11 protein-coding genes are annotated in these 19,919 nt (G+C 43.5%); 8 read left to right on the forward strand and 3 right to left on the reverse strand.

What is annotated here, in order from left to right:
- Positions 1-184 precede the first annotated feature (184 nt).
- Together B2107_RS06820 and B2107_RS06825 are read right to left on the reverse strand one after the other, a co-directional pair.
- Positions 185-913, reverse strand: coding sequence for a PRC-barrel domain-containing protein (locus B2107_RS06820; RefSeq protein WP_286589780.1), 729 nt, complete (start codon positions 911-913; stop codon positions 185-187).
- A gap of 39 nt (positions 914-952) precedes the next feature.
- Complete coding sequence (locus B2107_RS06825) at positions 953-1,135, reverse strand: hypothetical protein (protein ID WP_028071410.1); 183 nt, start codon at positions 1,133-1,135, stop codon at positions 953-955.
- Positions 1,136-1,718: 583 nt separating this feature from the next.
- On the opposite strand from B2107_RS06825, the gene B2107_RS06830 reads away from it, so the two are divergent.
- From B2107_RS06830 to B2107_RS06860, 7 genes are all read left to right on the forward strand, one after another.
- Complete coding sequence (locus B2107_RS06830; RefSeq protein WP_293954333.1) at positions 1,719-5,621, forward strand: ATP-binding protein; 3,903 nt, start codon at positions 1,719-1,721, stop codon at positions 5,619-5,621.
- A gap of 149 nt (positions 5,622-5,770) precedes the next feature.
- Positions 5,771-8,347: a hypothetical protein gene (locus B2107_RS06835; RefSeq protein WP_293954336.1), complete on the forward strand. Its 2,577-nt coding sequence runs from the start codon at positions 5,771-5,773 to the stop codon at positions 8,345-8,347.
- Between the two features lie 107 nt (positions 8,348-8,454).
- On the forward strand, positions 8,455-11,436 hold the full coding sequence (locus tag B2107_RS06840) for a SusC/RagA family TonB-linked outer membrane protein (RefSeq protein ID WP_293954338.1): 2,982 nt from the start codon (positions 8,455-8,457) through the stop codon (positions 11,434-11,436).
- A gap of 121 nt (positions 11,437-11,557) precedes the next feature.
- Positions 11,558-13,033 (forward strand): RagB/SusD family nutrient uptake outer membrane protein, encoded by a 1,476-nt coding sequence (locus B2107_RS06845; protein WP_293954339.1) that lies wholly within the window; start codon positions 11,558-11,560, stop codon positions 13,031-13,033.
- Positions 13,034-13,139: 106 nt separating this feature from the next.
- Positions 13,140-14,192 (forward strand): DUF5111 domain-containing protein, encoded by a 1,053-nt coding sequence (locus B2107_RS06850; protein ID WP_293954341.1) that lies wholly within the window; start codon positions 13,140-13,142, stop codon positions 14,190-14,192.
- A gap of 36 nt (positions 14,193-14,228) precedes the next feature.
- On the forward strand, positions 14,229-15,260 hold the full coding sequence (locus B2107_RS06855) for a glycoside hydrolase family 53 protein (RefSeq protein ID WP_293954345.1): 1,032 nt from the start codon (positions 14,229-14,231) through the stop codon (positions 15,258-15,260).
- A gap of 64 nt (positions 15,261-15,324) precedes the next feature.
- Positions 15,325-17,790, forward strand: a complete 2,466-nt coding sequence (locus B2107_RS06860; protein ID WP_293954348.1) for a glycoside hydrolase family 2 TIM barrel-domain containing protein — start codon at positions 15,325-15,327, stop codon at positions 17,788-17,790.
- Between the two features lie 215 nt (positions 17,791-18,005).
- On the opposite strand, the gene B2107_RS06865 is transcribed toward B2107_RS06860, so the two are convergent.
- On the reverse strand, positions 18,006-18,596 hold the full coding sequence (locus tag B2107_RS06865) for an RNA polymerase sigma factor (RefSeq protein ID WP_293954351.1): 591 nt from the start codon (positions 18,594-18,596) through the stop codon (positions 18,006-18,008).
- Between the two features lie 269 nt (positions 18,597-18,865).
- Between B2107_RS06865 and B2107_RS06870 the strand changes: the two genes are divergently transcribed.
- Positions 18,866-19,900 carry a FecR family protein gene (locus B2107_RS06870; protein WP_293954354.1) on the forward strand — a complete coding sequence of 345 codons (1,035 nt, stop codon included), beginning with the start codon at positions 18,866-18,868 and terminating at the stop codon, positions 19,898-19,900.
- Positions 19,901-19,919: the final 19 nt, after the last annotated feature.

The following is a 19,919-nucleotide window of genomic DNA, read 5'->3' on the forward strand; positions in this document are numbered from 1 at the left end:
TAGGGAATTTAGGTAGTTGATGTGGTGGTTTAGGTTATAAAATACACTGTCAAGGCGTATTTAAACGCTGCGCCTCATTTCACATCAAAGGGAGTGTTTTATCTATACACTCATTCCGGCTTTGCTAATAGCGTATCGAAGCCGGAATGAGTATATGTAAATGAGTATATGTAATAGCGTTTGTTTATCGTTCGTTGTTGTTGCGTGTACCAGGTTCATACGCTGTCCCATGTTCGTATCGAGCAGCCACTCTTCTAGTCCGTTGAGCTTGATCAGAAGGAAGTGTATCCATCTGTTTTCCTTCGCTATAAAAAGTATCTTCGCTAAAGTGGTAATGCGTATAAAATGTGGATGGATCATAACTATTGTCACTTACGACAAATCCAACATTTCCGGTGCCTTCAAAGATGTGCCGGATAGATAATTCCGTTTTCGGATCGACATGGTGCTCCTGGTAAGCAGGCAGTCGAATGACCTGATCTTCAGTAATGGATAGAACCACCACCTCTCCATCATCAGCAGGATTGTATAGATAATCGGTTGCGGGCTCTTCTGTCGGAATCTCGTCGACAGTAAAGATCACGCTATGATTAATCGGCTCAACGGGGGGAGTTGGGTAAGCGGTATCATTACTCGCCTGAATCTTCGTGCCGTCATAAAGCGAGGCAAGACCGATGGGTACAAGTATTTTTTTATCTTCCTCCACAACAAATTCAGCATCATTCAGGTCGATGATAAGATAGCGAACCTGTTGGCTCTGCGGATCAAACAGCAGATCTGTCACCTGTCCGATCAATTGACCAGCCTCATTTTTCACTTTCCATCCGCGGATATCAGGTTCTCCATCGACTATTTCATAATCGCTTCCGCCGAGTTCAATCAAATGATTATAATTTTTGTCTTCTATTGCCATGTTTTTAGTTTTTGAGTTATTCAATTATTTCACGAGGGTCTAAAGAGTATCTCTTAGTGGCGCTGTGGTGTTTACACTGGTGTCTGGAGTAGCCTCGTTTAATTGTGCGCCGCTGTTGTAGCGGTTTACAAAATAGAGAACCAATCCCAATGCAAGGAGTGATAGCAGGAGCCATAGCCACCAAGGTGCTCCATTTTTAGGTTTTACTTCTAAATGTGCCATATATACTTTTTTAAAAAGAACAACACTTCATTGGCTTCGTTTGAAAAAAAAATTATGTATAGGTTTAGCTGTTGTAATTTGTTAGCTGTAATGCACGATTGGTATGAGCGATGTAGCTGGCTGAACACGTATGAGCTTAACGTTGAAGGTTGCGTGTTTTATAGTGTTTGATGTGACACAATAAAAAAAATAAAAATAATTTAAACGATTTGCCGTGGACACTGTTATTTGATCGGAAATGTATTAATTAGTTAAATAAACGCAGGTTAAAGGATTGTTTTTTGTAGAGGCTAGGTTCGTGGTTGACCTAGCCTTTTTTTTGTTTAAATGATTCCTAACTTTTTTTATCTCTTATTTCTTAACAGCAGCAAATGAGAATCAACTGGTAACCAAATTGACCTATTTTACACTGCTCGTTCAGTGCTTGTTCAGTAATTACTCAGTGTGCACTGAATAAGCAATGACGAATTACTGTCTAAAAATTGAATAAAAATTGCTGTTAGGGATAAGTTGGTGTTAAGTTGTAGGCATATGATGGATTCCATAAGAATTAACTAAGTTTGTAGCATAGCGCTTTTAAGTAATGCAATCTTTTTATTTCTATTGTTTATTTTTTTGTTCCTTAATCAGTACTTCGGTTGTTGGACAATCGCTGGATTATCCGTCTTTCCGAAATATTTCTTTGGGTACGAACGCAAATACCGTACATTCATTTGCGCAAGATAGTTTGGGAATGTTATGGCTGGGAAGTAACAATGGCCTATTTAATTATGATGGCTATGCGCTGCAGCCACTTACGGGGACTAAAGATCCTTTTCAGACCTTTGTATACTGTATTGAAATGGTTGATGATAAGCATTTTGCGTTGGGTACGGGACAAGGCGTGCTACTCTATAATTACCAGTTAGACCGTTTCGATCCTTTCCCTTCAGGAGGCCCTTCTGATGTCAGATCACTTTTGGTCGTGGGCAATACATTGTGGATCGGTTCCATTGGTGGTTTGTACTGCTATGATATCAAGACGCATAAACTTGTCGACTATACCAAATCATTTCCCGCGAATAAAGCCAGATTTGCCGTTTACGCACTTGATAAGATAGACGATAGCATCTTGATAGGCACGTATAATGGACTTTTTGAGTTAGATGCAGTCCATAAAAAAATTGTTGCCTTAACACTGCCCGATTATAAAAATGGAAGCAACCAATTTGTAAATTCCATATTTTCTGTTCCGGAGTTAAGCAAAACGTTTATTGGGACGGAATACGGGCTATACTTGTATGATGCTAAAAAACATGTGCTTCGTAAAACTCCTGTATTACAGAACCATCCGATCAAGGCGATGGCCTCGAAAGATTCCAACACTTTATTGGTCGGGACCGACGACGGTCTTTTTACTTATCAGCTGAAGGAGCAGATCGTGAAGCGGATCAAACATGATTCCCGTAATAGAAACTCGCTAGCCAACAATATCATATGGAGTATATTTAAAGACCGAGCGGGAAATATTTGGTTAGGTACGGATTTTGGTTTTTCATTGTGGTCTAATCGCAAGGTAGAAAAAACACTGCCAATATATCAATTGACAGCAAGTAACGACGGTAACCGTTTTTATAAAATTGCGAAGGACCGTAACGGTTGGTATTGGCTGGGGGGCGACAATGGTTTGATTCGGGTACATGGATTGGGCGATAGAAATGCTGAAAGCAATTGGTATCGGATGGATGCTGGAACCTATCGGCTGACCCACAACCGTATCCGCGATATCTATCAAGATCATGCGGGATTGGTCTGGATTGCTTCCGATGGTGGAGTTGATGTGTTCGACGCGCGGACCAAGCAGTTTAAAAACCTGACGATTATCGATGCAACCGGCAAACGGAATGCGAAATGGTCCTATAATATGCTGGAAGATGGACAAGGTAATCTGTGGATAGCCTCCTATATGGGCGGTATATTTGTGGTCAACAGAAATAGACTCTTGGAAGCTACGGGTTCGGTGGTGGCAAACCGAAATTTCAGCAAAGAGGATGGCCTCTTAGAAGATTTTGCCAATCAGATTGTCGACAATGGAAGGGGAAAAATCTTGGCACTTTTCTATAACAAAGGAATCAGCAGCATTGATATGGCTACCGGGAGGATCAGGGATCTTAAGGATAGTGCGGGCCACCCATTAGATCGCGCCACCTTTATGCTGCGGGATAAACAGCATACGGTGTGGGTCGGAGAACATGGCGAGTTGCGAAGAATTGCCGCGGATGGAAAAAACACGTTGATTCGTTTTGATCCTGTTGGTAAGGGTGAAGTGACCGCTATGGCTGAAGTCAATGCCTATATCTGGGTAGCAACGAGTGCTGGCGCCTGGCAGATTAATAAGCAAAGTTTAAAAGCCGAATTATTGCGGTATGGACAGCGTGTATCTTCGATGTACTACGATACGGAGCGAGGGGAGGTCATCTTGGGTGGCGTTGATGAAATAGTTTTGTTGCCTGCACAAAAGGAGGAAGTGGACGTAGAACGCTCGAAAAAGATTGTACTCACCGCAATGTATGTCAATAATAAAAGATTTGGTAGTTATGATTATGGTTTGCGCTACCGAAACGAAATCACGTTAGCGCATGATCAGAACAACCTGCGGCTGGAGTTTTCCGACCTGGATTATGGAAATCATCTCGGCTATCGCCTTGCCTATTCGTTTAAAGGTAAAAATGAAACTTGGATTCCAATGGAACGCGGGGATAATAAGGTGTTACTGTCAAACTTAAATTCTGGAAGCTACGATCTTCAGTTGGCAAGGGTGGATATTGCTGGGCATGTAGTTTCTGAAATCTATACCTATCCGATTACAATACGTTACCCTTGGTATGCGACCTATTGGGCCAAAAGTCTTTATATACTCATTGCTGGTTTCTTGATCTTCTGGATAATCAACTTTTTCAGGGTACGCAGTACGCTGAAATGGGAGAGACGCGAGCGCCGTAAAGTTCAGGAGCTCACTAAGATGAAAATGGATTTTCTAACTGCTGTATCGCATGAGCTGAAAACACCCTTAAGTCTGATCTTGGCTCCCGTGAGCCAAATGATGCGGCAGACCAAGAATAGCGATAAAAAGAAACAGTTAGATGGCGTACATCGAAATGCCTTAAAAATTAGTCAGCTTATTCAGGAATTGATGACTTTTGATCAGGTGGAGCAGCAGCAAATGCCTTTACAGGGATTGCTGAATTCTCAAATTGATCTGGTCGATTATTGTACACAGCTCATAGCTGAATGGCAGCAAGTGCCTGAATACAAGAATATCCATATTGAATTCTCCACAACTGTAGAGAGCGTTTTTATACAGACGGATGTTGCCAAATTAGGATCGATTGTCAACAACCTCATCGCCAACGCATGTAAGTATAATCGACCTGAGGGTAGCGTGAACCTGCGGCTGGAAGTAAATGGTGACGACATAAAGCTGATCGTTCGAGATACCGGAATTGGCATCACTTCTGAAGATTTTCCGTATATATTCAGTAAATTTTATCGCTCTTCTTTAAAGGAGGTCAATGAAGTACAGGGAACGGGAGTAGGCCTTTACTTAGTCAAAAGTTATTGTGAACAATTAGGCTGGGACGTTGCGCTAACGAGCGACCAAAAGGGCACAACTGCAACACTTAACTGGAAGCAGGATCGTATAAACAGCAAGAATCCCGCCGCTGATAGCGACACCACAACCAGAAACAAAATATTAATCGTCGAAGATAATGCCGAGCTTGCTGATTTTTTAAGAAATACCCTGCAGACAAATTATGATTGCAGTATCGTTGGTGACGGAAGCGAGGCATTACGGTTGATTGATGGGCATAGCTTTGTGCCGGATGGTATTATTACCGATGCCATGATGCCTAATATGGGAGGCATAGAAATGGTCAAAAAACTGCGCCAAAATACATTGACAGCGACAATCCCCGTCATTTTGTTAACTGCGCAAAGCGATGAGATCATCAAACGCGAGTGGGTAGCTGTGGGCATAGATGCTTATATGGCGAAGCCTTTCGATCTGGATTTGCTGCAAATTCAGCTACAGCAGCTTCTGGAAAGGAAAAATAAGATTGTCGCTCAAGTGCGTATCGATCAAATCAGTCAACCAGCAGAACCAGTTGCAGTACATTCACCGGATGAAAAATTCCTGACCAAAGTAACGCAGTTGATTGAAGAAAATATGGATGATTCGGAATTCTCCGTGCAGCGGCTCAGCGAGCTCACTGATGTAGCGGCAAGACAACTCTACCGAAAAATGAAGCAGCTCACGGGATATACTCCTGTGGAATATATTCGCAGTATCCGCATTAAAAAAGCCGCCCTGTTGCTACAGCAAAAGAAGTTTACTGTAGCCGAAGTGATGTATATGGTCGGATTCTCCAATTCGTCCTATTTCTCAAAGTGCTTTCAGTCGGAATTTGGTATGTCGCCAAAGGTTTATATGGAGTCTTATTCGTAAAGTACTGTTGATCAGTATTGTCTCTTAGGTTAGAGATGTGGAGATGTCCAATTTGTGTTGTTCTTTGTCCGATATGTGGCCTTAAAAAATAATGCGATTTGATAGGTTTGTAAGCGTAATAACCAAAAAATTATAAATCGATACAATCCATGCGTGTAATTATTTTATGCTGCCTTGCTCTTTTGGGGTACGCCAATACCTATGCACAGGTTAGGGCCAATAAAAATGTTCCTACGGTCTTTGTTGATCGCGAAGGCGTGATGCGCTGGTCCGACACCAGGGCTGAGGCCTCATTTTATGGGGTCAACTATACCGTTCCTTTTGCCCATGCTTTTCGGGCACTTCAGGCTAGAGGGATCGACCGTAAGCAGGCTATTGATCGGGACGTCTACCACTTTTCCCGTTTGGGGTATAATGCTTATCGAATCCATATCTGGGATGTGGAAATCTCGGACAGAAATGGAAACCTGATAAGCAATGAACACCTCGATCTATTGGACTACCTCTTTTTCAAATTGCAGGAGCGTGGCATCCGGATTTTAATTACCGGCATGACGAACTTTGGAAATGGTTATCCCGAAAAAAATCAAAATACGGATGCCTTTACCTACCATTATGATAAGTGTCAAATCCATGCCAATCCACAGGCAATCGCAGCACAGGAAAAGTATATCAGCCAGTTGCTTCGCCATGTCAATCCTTATACGGGCTACGCTTATCAGGAAGATCCTTACGTTATTGGATTTGAAATTAATAACGAGCCGTGCCATACAGGTTCAGTTCAAACGACTTCGAACTATATTGCACGGATGGTTAAGGCCATAAAAAAAAGTGGTCATAAAAAGCCGATTTTCTATAATGTCAGCCATAATATGGATCATGTGCAGGCTTATTTCAATGCTGATATCCAAGGAACCACCTATCAATGGTATCCTGTGGGACTGGTTGCAGGGAGAGAACGTCTGGGAAATTTTCTGCCATACATTGATCAATACCGCATCCCCTTTGCAAACTTGAAAGGGTTTACCAATAAAGCAAAGGCAGTATACGAGTATGATCCTGCAGACAATCTCTACAGCTACCTGCATCCCGCGATGAGCCGTACATTTCGTTCCGCTGGATTTCAATGGATCACGCAATTTGCTTACGATCCGATGGATATTGCAGCCTACAATACAGAATATCAGACCCATTATCTCAATTTAGCCTACACACCGGCAAAAGCATTGAGTACGTTAATTGCTGCCGAGGTGGCCTATACAATCCCCAGGAATAAAAAATTTAATCCATACCCGCAGAATACTTCGTTTGGCGATTTTGAGGTGTGCTATGATCAGGATCTCGCCATGATGAATGCACCGGATAAATATTTTTATACGAATAATACAGCGGTCAAACCCGTGAAGCCAGAGCAATTGATGCATATTGCCGGCCATGGTTCATCGCCTGTAGTGGAGTATGGCGGATCTGGCGCCTATTTTTTGGATCGTTTGGAAGAAGGCTTATGGCGTTTGGAGGTAATGCCAGATGCAGAAAAAATTGCCGATCCTTTTGCCAAGCCGTCGCCAAGCCGCGAGGTGGTACATATCTTGTACCGGTCTCAGGCGATCGATATTCAAATTCCTGACCTTGGCGAGATGTTCACCGTACAGCAGCTGTCGCACAAAACTGGTGTGGTGGAAGATCGTATAGTGCCTACAACCAGCTTCAGCGTTGAACCAGGCGTTTACCTGCTGAAGCGAAAGCATGTGCAGCTAAAAAATAGATGGACAGACTCTTCATCCTGGAAAAATGGACGCCTGGGTGAATTTTATGCGCCAGCAGCTTCGCCACTGAAACAAGCTCTGCTAATACACCAGCAGCCCGAGGCAATCGAAAAAGGGCGTAGCGCCAAATTGGAGTTCCGCTACATCTTTGAACAGCAACCCGATTCGATTATTTTACAGACGGATCAGATCTCATTTTGGAACGAGCATAATCCTTACATCAAGCTGATCCCGAAAGATAGTTATAGGTATGAGGCGGATATTCCAGCAGCTTTGCTAAATGGCAACGCGCTAAAATATACGGCCACGGTGTTTGTTGGAGGTAAGCAGTTTACTTATCCAGACAATCAGGCTGGAGCTCCGCTTGACTGGGACTATCGCGTCAATAGCTATTGGACGGTTGGGTTATATGAACAACATGGGCCAATTTCGCTGTTTGAATCATTGTCCAAGGTCGCTACTTTTGAAACTTTCGCCATTCCAGAAACTGCTTATATGACTGCAGAATGGCAACAGAAAGATTTAGGGAAGCTGCCTTTGTGGACGTATAGTTTTCACGCGAAGGATTCGAGCGCGCAGTATTTCTGGCTTAAAGATATCAGAACAAAAATTCTTGGTCGGCCAGGAGGGCTCGATCATGTTAAAACACTTTGTATACTCTTAAAACATACTGGTGGCAATCCGACGCTAAAAGCAGGTTTTGTTACAAACAAAGGGTACACCTACGTCAAAAAAATCGATGCTGTTTCAGCTACTGAACGGTTGGTCTGCATCGATTTAGCAGATTTACAGCTGGTACCGACGGCTTTGCTGCCTGCCCCTTATCCCGTTTTTCTTGAACGGTTTTTTAAACCGGTAGTTTCCGATCAATTGGATAAAAGAGCTATCGAAAAGCTCATTATCTCGGGCGAAAATATGTCGGACGTCGTGCTGTCTGTAGCCGCGGTATGGCTGGAATAGTGGAAAAATAGCAATTTTCCCATTGGCCGAATCGAGCGCTGAGGTGAGTATAGTGGAGGAATTGCATTAAAGGAAAGAAACAATTATAAACACATAAATCTAAAAAAATGAAAGGTTTTGCATTTAAAACAAGTTTATTGAGCTTGTCATTGCTGTCCTGCCTTGGGGAAACGCAGCTCTATGCGGCAACGAAAGGGGAGAGTAAATGGATCAGGTTGATGCAACAACAGGATGTCCGCGGGGTAGTCCGCAATGAACAGGGGCAACCGATGGCCGGTGTTACGGTGTTGGTGACTGGTACCACTGTGGGGACTTCTACGGCCAACGATGGTACTTATCGTATTTCATTGCCGAGAGGCAAATCGCAACTGTCATTCTCGATAGTGGGGTATACCAGTCAAACCTTGACGGTATCCGGAACATCTTTAGACATTAAGTTGGTATCGGCGGGAAATGTTTTGGAAGAGCTGGTCATCGTAGGTTATGGCATTAGTACAAAAAAGGATCTAACGGGTGCCGTCAGCACGGTAGGTAGCAAAGATTTTAATACGGGGTTGGTTGGTTCTCCCGAACAGCTGATCAATGGAAAAACGGCTGGCGTCCAAGTGATGTCCAACAGTGGCTCGCCTTCCTCGGGCAGTACCATACGTATTCGTGGCGGAGCTTCATTGAGTGCCAGCAACGATCCACTGATCGTATTGGACGGGGTACCTTTGGAAACTGGCGGCATCAGCGGCAACAGTGGAAATTTTCTTAGTCTGATCAATCCCAATGATATTGAAAGCATGACAGTACTCAAAGATGCATCCTCCACAGCGATTTATGGATCTCGTGCATCAAATGGGGTATTGTTGATAACGACAAAGAAAGGAAAAGGGGATACATTACGGCTTTCTTTTTCCTCCATTGTATCCATGCAACAGGCGATGGGTGTGGCTGATATGATGTCGCGCGATGAATTTGCCAACCTGATCAATAGCAAAGGAACTTCTGCGCAAAAAGCGCTATTGGGTAATGCCTCGACAGATTGGCTTGCTGAGGTTTTTCAGGATGCCATAGGAACGGACAATAATTTAAGTTTGCAGGGAAAGATCGGTAAGGCGGTGCCTTTTCGAGCTTCTGCGGGCTATTACAATCAACAGGGAACTTTGCGCACCGACAAGACGGAGCGTATGACGGGAGCATTTGTGCTAAATCCGACATTTTTTGACAAACACCTCGCGGTAAATCTGAATGTTAAAGGAGCCCGAAATAACAACAGTTTTGCCAATACTGAAGCAATATGGTCTGCTGTGGCTTTTAATCCAACGCAGCCAATTTATTCGGGGGTAGATGCCTACGGGGGGTATTACGAGAGTCTCGATAATGCCGGTCTTCCAGCAACAGGTGCAAATCTCAATCCACTGGGCCTGCTTCGTCAGGAGAAGCACCTTAGTACAGTCAATCGAGCTGTAGGTAATCTTGATCTTGATTATAAGTTTCACATGCTACCCGAATTAAAAGCTCACGTAACGCTCGGATATGACTATGCTAAAGGGAATGGGTCAAATTTAATTCCCGCAAGTGCAGCCAATAATTTTACGATTGGGGGGGCTTTTGACCGTTATGAACAGACCCTTAAAAATAAATTATTCACGGGTTATCTAAATTATAACAAGTTCTTTGAAGACTTAAAAAGTACAGTCGACATTACTGCTGGCCACGATTATCAATATTGGAGTGCAGGGCGCCCACCGATCGTGTACTATAATGAAGCAGGCGATATACGTTCTACCGCTATCGCATCAGACGAGCGCCATACGCTGATCTCTTGGTATGGTCGGATCAACTACAATTACGATAGCCGTTATTTACTGACAGCAACGGTCCGGAAGGACGGTACATCACGATTCAGTCCAGAAAATCGCTGGGGAACGTTTCCCTCTGTCGCCTTGGCATGGCGCCTTTCACAGGAATCTTTCATGAAAGGCATATCGTTTTTGGACGATTTGAAGCTCCGTGCAAGTTATGGTATAACAGGACAGCAGGAAGGTATCGGCAATTATGAGTATTTGCCGGTTTATAATTTGGGAACCGCCTATGCCCAATATCGGTTTGGCGATCAGTATCATCTGGTGTATCGGCCATCGGTCTACAACAGGGATTTACGCTGGGAGACAACTAAAGCATTTAACTACGGTCTGGATTTTGGACTTTGGAAGAATAGGGTATCTGGTGTAATTGAATATTATACAAGAAAAACACATGATCTACTGGCCAATGTGCCTGTGGCGGCAGGAACAAACTTTGACCAGAACGCAACCATTAATGTCGGAAATGTTGAAAGCAGTGGTTTCGAATTTCAATTGAATACTGTCCCTATTCAGAAAGATAATTTGCGCTGGGAAGTGAATATCAATGCAACCAATCAACACACAAAAGTAACCAATATAGCCTTGGTACAGGATGCCAATGCGGTTGGAACGTACGTCGGTCCTAATGTCAGTGGCCGTGGCATACAGATCCTAACAACGGGATATCAACCTTACATGTTTTATGTGTACAAGCAATTGTACAACGAGGCAGGAAAACCGTTGGAAGGCGTGTACGCTGATCTGAATGGTGATGGTGCGATCAATGAAAAAGACCTGTATCGCTATCAATCCCCGGCCGCAAAATGGCTGTTCGGTTTCAATACACAGCTAACGTACAAAAAATGGACTGCAGCCACTACTTTACGCGCAAATTTGGGGAACTATGTCTTTAATAATACAAAAATGAACCTCAGTGCATGGGAGACCGTTCAATATGTAGATCCGTCGATCAATAACCTTCATCGGGATTACTTGCATACGGGATTTCAGACTAGACAGTATTATTCAGATTACTATGTTGAAAATGCTTCCTTCCTTCGAATGGAAAATCTTTCCGTGAACTATACTTTCGGCAAAGTGGGCAAAATTTCCAATTTACGCGTGGGTGCGGTAGCACAGAATGTTTTTATTGTGAGCAAATATAGTGGTATGGACCCCGAGGTTCCGAGCGGATTTGACAGTTCGTTTTACCCGCGCTCGAGAACATTCTCCTTGAGCGTCAATATGGATTTTTAATGGCTACCTCAAAAAAGAAACTTATATAACGATGAAAAATATAAAAAGATTTTGTTTTGGAGTGTTTAGTATAATTTTGTTACTACACTCCTGCACCAAGGACTTAAACCAATATCCAACTGTGGAAACGACATCGGAATCGGTCTATACTTCGGTAGAGGGGTACCGTTCGGTCCTTGCTAAACTTTATGCCTCATTTGCTGTTGCAGGCAATGGACGTGGTGATGCTGATCCGGACATGGCGGGCAGCACAGCCTCTTGGGGCTACCTTCGGGTGTATTTTAATCTGCAGGAAGTACCTACAGATGAGGTGATCTACACCTGGGCGGGAGGTGATAACATGACCGATATTCAGTATATGACCTGGGGAGCGTCCGATACATGGGTCAATGCCATGTATTACCGGATTTATTATACGGTGGCTATCTGCAACGAATTTCTGCGAAATGCCACCACAGCAAAACTGGCAACATTTAATTCGACCGAACAGACGCAGATTCTAACATTTGCGGCTGAAGCTCGTTTTCTGCGTGCCCTGGCCTATAGTCATGCGATGGACTTGTATGGAAATGTTCCGTTTGTGACTGAGAGCGATCCTGTAGCTGCATTTTTTCCGCCGCGGATGGCGAGGGGTGATCTTTTCAAATTTATTGAAAAGGAGCTTTTGGAGGTCGCAGCAATCTTGCCAGAAGCGCGTAAGAATGAATACGGACGGGTGAGTCGTGCTGCCGCATGGTCTTTATTGGCAAAGAATTATCTGAATGCTCAGGTGTATACGGGTACAGCACGGAACGCAGACTGTCTGAACTATGCAAAAAAGGTAATTGATGCCGGATACATCTTAAATGCGAATTATAAGCAGGTGTTTAATGCCGATAACGATAAGCGAACCAATGAAATTATCTTCCCGATAGAAGCCGATGTGGCACATACCACTACCTGGGGTTCGACAACTTATCTGGTTAATGGCCCTATTGTGGGGAGCATGAAATCGTCAGACTATGGGGTGCTTTCTGGCTGGAATAGTTTTCGTACACTTCGCGAATTTGTAGGCATTTTTGAAGCGGAAGATAAAAGAGGTGATTTTTGGAAAAATGGGCAGTCTTTGGACGTAGAAGATCCAGCTGCATCAAGCCAGGGTTACGGATTGGTAAAGTTTACAAATTTGAAGGATGATGGCACCTATACGACAGATGAAGGTTTGGTCAGTACGGATTTTCCGATGATCCGCCTGGCCGATGTTTATCTGATGTATGCCGAAGCCGTACTTCGCGGTGGCGGCGGTAGTGTACAGGAAGCCCTTACTCTCGTCAACGCGATCAGACAAAGGGGATATGGAAGTTCCGCTGGCACTATCGAGCAGGCGCAGCTCACGCTTGATTTTATCCTTGCGGAGCGCGGACGTGAACTGTTTTGGGAATGTACGCGCCGCACAGATCTCATTCGATTTGGAAAGTTTACCGGAAGTGCTTACCTCTGGCAATGGAAAGGAGGGGATATGAATGGGCGTTCTGTGGATACAAAGTTCAATCTGTATCCGATTCCAACAACAGATATGAGCGCTAATCCGAATTTAATTCAAAATGCAGGTTATTAGGGTAGTAATGTATTGGTAAATCGATGGTATAGTTATGCGGCCCAGCAGTGGAGCTGAAGCGCATCAATGAATATTTCCATACGGGTTTTAAAGATAATGATGACTTATGAAACAATTGACACTTTATATTTTAGTATTGCTTTTCGCTGCTTGTAAAAAGGAGGGCGGGACACCAGCTGTCGGGGGAATAAAACCTGCAGTGTTGCACAGCAGTACATCGGAATTGGTTTTAAAATCTACCGATCGCAAAGCTGTGGCACTGCAGCTTGTTTGGGACGAGGCGATCTTGACCAGCGAAGAACCGATGGCGCAGTCGGCCTTAAAAAATAAGATAGAAATAACGGCAGACCCCTCTTTTTCGGTTATTGCCAAAAGTATCGAGCAGGTGGCAAGCTCGATCAGCTATACGCATGAACAACTGAATAATCTCGTCACGGGGATGGGATTTGTGCCTGATGAAAAAAAGGTGTTTTATATCCGAGTTGCTTCGCGACTGGGTGCCAATACAGCATGGCTGTACAGTAACGTGATTGCCTTGACTATCACGCCTTACCAACCAATGGATGAGGCAGCTTACCTTTATCTTTCGAACAAAGAAATGACCCAATTCCCGTGGAAACTTTGTTCGAGAAAAGAAGATGGTTTCTACGATGGTTTTGTACGTCTCGACCAATGGTACAACTTCTATTTAGCCAATGCAGAAAGTGCCAGTGCATCTCTCATCTATGGTTCTTATCCATTGGATGGTAGCCAATATATTTTATATAGCGGGGCAGATCGCTGGAACTGCTGGACAAGCAAAGGCGGATATCTGTACCTGACCGCCGATGTTAATAAGTTGGCCTGGAAAGAAACGGCTGTGGAATCGATGACGGTGACGGGCGACTTTAACGGTTGGAACGCAACAGCCACGCCGATGACCTATGACCAAACGGCGAAAGTTTGGAAGGCAATAATCACGACAACAGCAGCTGAACAGTGGGGCATAAAAGTGTTGATCAATGGCAGTTGGACTTGGTTTTTTGGAGCCGCGGAAGGGGATGGCAACTGTGCACTATATACAGCAGATGGTAGTGGATTTGCTTATGACAAGGTGGGTACACATACCTTGATCCTCGATCTGAGCGATCCCAAACAGTTTAAGTATCATGTGGAGTAAACATCAATAGGATGACTCCTTAAATAATTGAATCGAATGAAAAAATTAACAATAGGAAAGGTATTTGCCGCAGCGATAGGCTTTTGTTTGGTACTGTCTAGCTGCAGCAAAAAAGAGAGCTTCGAGCCCACTGCAACCGCATCACATTTGGCAAAAGGGGCTGATATCAGCTGGATTACGGAAATGGAGGCTTCGGGTGTACAATTTTTTAATGCTGGAGGAAATGCAGTAGATGGACTAAAATTATTGCGTGGATTGGGGATGGATGCTGTACGACTACGCGTTTGGGTAGATCCCGAACGTGGTTGGTGCAATAAGAACGACGTGTTGGTTAAAGCACGTCGCGCAAATCATTTGGGAATGCGGATCATGGTGGATTTTCATTATAGTGATACCTGGGCAGATCCTGGACAGCAGACAAAGCCTGCGGCATGGAAGAGTTTGGCATTTGATGACTTAAAGAAAGCTGTAAGCAACCATACAAAAGAGGTGTTACAATTACTGAAAGACAACGACATTACACCGGAATGGGTGCAGGTAGGCAATGAAACCGGGAATGGTATGTTGTGGAATGAGGGTAAAGCCTCGGAGAGCATGGCTAACTATGCTGTATTGAATAATGCAGGCTATGATGCGGTAAAAATGATTTTTCCGACAGCAAAAGTGATCATCCATCTTCACAATGGATTTGATAATAATTTGTTCCGTTGGATGTTCGATGGTCTGAAGGAAAACGGTGGGAAGTGGGATGTGATCGGTATGTCACTTTATCCGACTCCCGACAATTGGAAGGAACGGAATACAGCCTGCGTCAGTAACATCAAAGATATGATTGAGCGATACCATTCAGAGGTCATGATCTGCGAAGTGGGCATGAGCTGGGATGCCGCCGATACCGCAGAAATCTGGCTCAAAGATCTTTTCAGCTCGGTCAATACCGTGCCAGATCATAAGGTGTTGGGAATATTTTATTGGGAACCTTTGGCTTATGGCGGTTGGAATGGTTATACGTTAGGCGCATTTGATAACAATGGACGTCCCACAAAAGCCTTGAATGCTTTTAAATAGACTATATTTATAGCGCTGAATGATGATAATGGAATTAAACTTTAGACCCTAAACCCATAATTTGATGATGAGACTATTGCATATCGCTTTCGTATTATTCTTTTTGTTTTTATTCGTGCCGAAAGAAATGCATGGACAATCGGTACGTCAGTCTTTCTTGTTGGAGAAAAACTGGCGCTTTTTTCAGGGTGAAGTTGCCCATGGCGAACAGACGACATTGGACGACAAGAATTGGAAAAATGTGACGGTACCGCACGATTGGGCCATTGCGGGACCTTTTGACCGTGCACACGATTTGCAGGATGTTGCAGTGACACAAAATGGAGAGAAAAAAGCAACTGTAAAGACGGGCCGAACCGGAGGCCTACCGTATGTTGGTATAGGCTGGTATCGCACCAAGTTTGATGTACCTCAGTTTGACCCCAGTAGTAAACGCGTGGTGCTTAAATTTGATGGTGCAATGAGTGAAGCCCGGGTCTATGTCAATGGAAAGGAAGCTTGCTTCTGGCCGTATGGTTATAATGCATTTCATTTTGATGTGACCGAATTGCTGCATAGGGATGGCAGAAACAATACCGTTGCCGTCCGATTGGAAAATAAAGCACAATCTTCACGTTGGTATCCAGGTGCAGGACTCTATCGGAATGTGCATGTGATTGTTACCGAGAAAATTCATATGCCTGTTTGGGGAGCCCATATCACCACGCCGTTTGTCTCAGACAGTCTGGCTTCAGTAAAGTTGGAAACCACTTTGGAGCATGCAGATGGTAAATTGGTGCGCATGGTAACTGCAATATTGAATGCAGAAGGCCGTGTCGTGGCGCAGAAAGAAAATGAGCAAAAATTAAACTACGGTAAGGCTTTTGTACAAAATTTTGAAGTACAAAAGCCTGCATTATGGAGCCCCGAACAACCTAATTTATACCGAGCTTCTACGCAAGTTTATGTTGATGGTAAGCTCATGGATAGTTTCGAGACCCGTTTCGGAATTCGGGAGGTACGTCTTATTGCCGACCGGGGATTTATGTTAAATGGAAAGATTCGAAAATTTCAAGGTGTATGTAATCATCACGATCTCGGCCCATTGGGCGCGGCAATCAATGTGTCGGCTTTACGCTATCAATTACAATTGCTCAAAGATATGGGCTGTGATGCTGTGCGCACCGCTCATAACATGCCCGCTCCGGAACTGGTTTCGCTATGCGATGAATTGGGATTGATGATGATGATCGAACCTTTTGACGAATGGGACATTGCCAAATGTAAAAATGGATACCATCGTTTTTTTGCGGATTGGGCAGAGCGGGATATGGTCAATATGATTCATCATTTTAGAAACAACCCATCTGTGGTCATGTGGAGTATCGGGAATGAGGTGCCGACACAATGCAGTGCCGACGGATATAAAGTGGCTTCGTTTTTACAGGCTATCTGCCATCGGGAAGACCCCTCTCGACCGGTCACCTGTGGTATGGACCAGGTTAGTTGTGTGCTGGAAAATGGTTTTGCCAGCTTATTGGATGTTCCGGGGTTGAACTATCGTACGCACCGTTATAAAGAGGCTTATTCGAAATTGCCACAAAATATAGTATTGGGTTCGGAAACGGCATCCACTGTAAGTTCCAGGGGCATATATAAATTTCCTGTAGTAAAAAAGGGGGACATGCTGTATCCTGATCATCAGTCTTCGTCTTACGATATGGAATATTGTTCATGGTCCAACCTACCGGATGAGGATTTTGCCTTGGCAGAAGACCATCATTGGACGATGGGGCAATTCGTATGGACTGGATTTGATTACCTCGGTGAGCCGTCTCCATACGATACAGATGCATGGCCCAACCACAGTTCCATGTTTGGCATTATTGATCTAGCAAGTATTCCCAAAGATCGTTATTACCTCTACAGAAGTTTGTGGAATAAAAATGAACATACCTTGCACATTCTTCCACATTGGACATGGCCAGACCGTTTGGGACAGCAGACACCTATTTTCGTTTATACGGATTATCCAAGTGCAGAACTCTTTATCAACGGCAAGAGTCAAGGGAGACGAAGTAAAAATAAGCGTTCTTTACAGGAGCGTTATCGCCTGATGTGGATGGAGACACGATATGAACCCGGAGAAATCAAGGTCGTTGCTTACGATAAATCTGGAAAGCCAGTCGCTGAGGAGACTGTACGAACAGCGGGTAGCCCGTTCCGGATCACAATGGAAACAGTGCATGATTCCATTGCTGCTGATGGCCGCTCATTGGCTTATATCCGGGTCAAAGCAGTAGATAAACAGGGCAATCTCTGCCCGCATGCCAATGGGTTAGTTCGATTTGAAGTCGGGGGAGCGGGTGCGTTTAAAGCCTTGGCTAATGGAGATCCAACGAACTTGGAGTCGTTTGAAAAACCACAGATGCACCTGTTTAATGGGCAGCTTACGTTGATTGTTCAGGCGGGAGAAGAATCGGGAAAAATTCAGATCAAGGCAAAGAGTACAGGACTGAAAGAGGGTTTGTTCACTGTTCAGACATATTGATCTTTTCGTTAGAGGCCTTTCAGAGTGCTTTTTTGAAAGAATTACACTATTTGTACTTATTCAAAGATGCTAGAGTTGATCGATTTCTTTGATCAGCTTTAGCATATTGATCAATAAGGATTTTACACAGTTGGTGGATTTTATAAATTTGATCATCCAGTGATCGTAAGAAAGGACATGCTTTGGAAATAACCGATAGAAAACGGTTATTGGTTTTAGGAGTATATAAATCTGATGGCACACAGCAGCATGAGCAGCGGTTGTTTTGGCATACCCATAATGCCTTTCAGGGCTTCCATGGCGCGATTATTCAATTTATACAAACTCTTAACAGATATGTTGGTTAGTACACTGATTTCTTCGTAGCTCAGTTCCTCGAAATACCGAAGAAAAATTACCTCTTTTTGTTTAGGTGTTAGTTGTTCTAATGCCTGAATAAGCTTGAATGCTGTCTGTCGTTGTTCTTCCGTTGCAATATAAGCGGATTCGACATCGTAGGTAAGTTGGAAATCATCTTTTTCACCAAATGATGAAAGTTTGCCATCTCTCAATTGCGTGTTCAGTAGGCTGTTTTTCAAAGCGATAAGCAAGTAATGTTTCGGATTGGAAATGCTTTGTAGCCTACTCCGATTTTCCCAAAACTTAATAAATATATCCTGAATGGCGTCTCTAACATAATCCTCATCGTTTACACGACGCATACCATACTCATATAAGCTCGGTAATAAAGCACGATAGATCTGCTCGAACGCGTGTTTGTCGCCGACAATAAAATCATTCCAGTACCGATCTATGGTGTTGTTCATCTTCGAATTAGGCAATTAAATGAAATAAATCATTCGTTACTCCAAAAATAGTAAAGATTTAATAACAATACTAAATCCCTTATTTAAAATCACTACAATGTCGTAGATTCTCTTTTTACCTAAATATGCAGCATTGCGCACTAATTGAGCAACTAAATTATGAATTTGGTAAGTGAAAGAGATGACTTTTAAATTTTTTTTAAAAAAAAATAGATTCCATGGGGTAAAATCTAAATGTTATTTGTCTTGAATTTAACAAAAGCGTAATAATGGAGAAATATACGAGTTACGGTACACAAGATTTTTTGGATGACCTGGATTTTGTCCGATTTGTCAAACAGCCGGAACGTGATGATGTTTTCAATTGGAAGGCATGGCGTGCTGGAAACCCCAAAAATGCGGCTTCCTACGATGACGCGCTTGCTTATCTGCATGCCTTGTATGGCATTACCCGGATTAGGCCGGATCAGGAATTTGCGGATGAACTTTTTGAGGATATTGAACGAGGTATAGCTGGAAATAGAAAGAAGAGAAGGGGTCAGATTGTTCGTTTGTGGGCAGCAGCCACTGGAGCAGCAGCGGTAGCAATTTTTATAACTTTATCGTGGTATTACCGCTCGATGATCGTTATCGCAACCAGAAGCGGTGAATTTCAGACTGTGCTATTGCCCGATAGCAGTACAGTACAGCTCAATGCCAATTCTTCCATTGCATACCGCCGCGCCTGGAACTGGTTGTCCAAGCGTGAAGTATTTACTACCGGAGAGGTACTACTCGAAGTCAAGCATCTTAACAAGGATACGTCAGCTATTCGGGAAGACGAACGGTTTACGGCCTATACCGGCGATGTTGCTGTGGAGGTACTCGGAACAAAGTTTAACCTAAAAAATAGGGATAACAAAATAACTGTAACACTATTGGAAGGACGTATTGCACTGCGTAATAGCAAACATCTTGGTGAAACCAAGATTCTTGCACCCGGCGATATCGTTGAGGCAGGTATCGAAGGCTTTCGTCATTTGAGCACAGGCAAAAAAGCAGCCCAGCAGGCGGTGGGATGGACCCAGAAAACGCTGATAGGCGAAAACTTAACAGTCGCTGATTTAACGAATGAATTGCGCTATGTGTATGGAAAAGAAATTATTATAAACGATCCCGCACTTTTGAATCGAAAAATCGACGGTCGTATATCGCTAGGTTCGCAGGAAAGTATCATTTATTCGATCGCGAATATTTTACAGGCGAATATCCGAATGGAAAAAGATACCATCTACCTCGATCCAAAAGAAGAAAAACAAAAATAAGCTAATACAATAGTAACAT

The organism is Sphingobacterium sp. UBA7855 (assembly GCA_002500745.1).
Taxonomy (GTDB): domain Bacteria; phylum Bacteroidota; class Bacteroidia; order Sphingobacteriales; family Sphingobacteriaceae; genus Sphingobacterium.

Excerpts from the sequence above, each read along its gene's own strand:
- B2107_RS06840 (WP_293954338.1), top strand. The coding sequence starts at position 8,455 with ATGAAAGGTTTTGCATTTAAAACAAGTTTATTGAGCTTGTCATTGCTG.
- B2107_RS06855 (WP_293954345.1), top strand. The coding sequence starts at position 14,229 with ATGAAAAAATTAACAATAGGAAAGGTATTTGCCGCAGCGATAGGCTTT.
- B2107_RS06860 (WP_293954348.1), top strand. The coding sequence starts at position 15,325 with ATGATGAGACTATTGCATATCGCTTTCGTATTATTCTTTTTGTTTTTA.
- B2107_RS06835 (WP_293954336.1), top strand. The coding sequence starts at position 5,771 with ATGCGTGTAATTATTTTATGCTGCCTTGCTCTTTTGGGGTACGCCAAT.
- B2107_RS06820 (WP_286589780.1), bottom strand. The coding sequence starts at position 913 with ATGGCAATAGAAGACAAAAATTATAATCATTTGATTGAACTCGGCGGA.
- B2107_RS06825 (WP_028071410.1), bottom strand. The coding sequence starts at position 1,135 with ATGGCACATTTAGAAGTAAAACCTAAAAATGGAGCACCTTGGTGGCTA.
- B2107_RS06850 (WP_293954341.1), top strand. The coding sequence starts at position 13,140 with ATGAAACAATTGACACTTTATATTTTAGTATTGCTTTTCGCTGCTTGT.
- B2107_RS06830 (WP_293954333.1), top strand. The coding sequence starts at position 1,719 with ATGCAATCTTTTTATTTCTATTGTTTATTTTTTTGTTCCTTAATCAGT.
- B2107_RS06865 (WP_293954351.1), bottom strand. The coding sequence starts at position 18,596 with ATGAACAACACCATAGATCGGTACTGGAATGATTTTATTGTCGGCGAC.
- B2107_RS06870 (WP_293954354.1), top strand. The coding sequence starts at position 18,866 with ATGGAGAAATATACGAGTTACGGTACACAAGATTTTTTGGATGACCTG.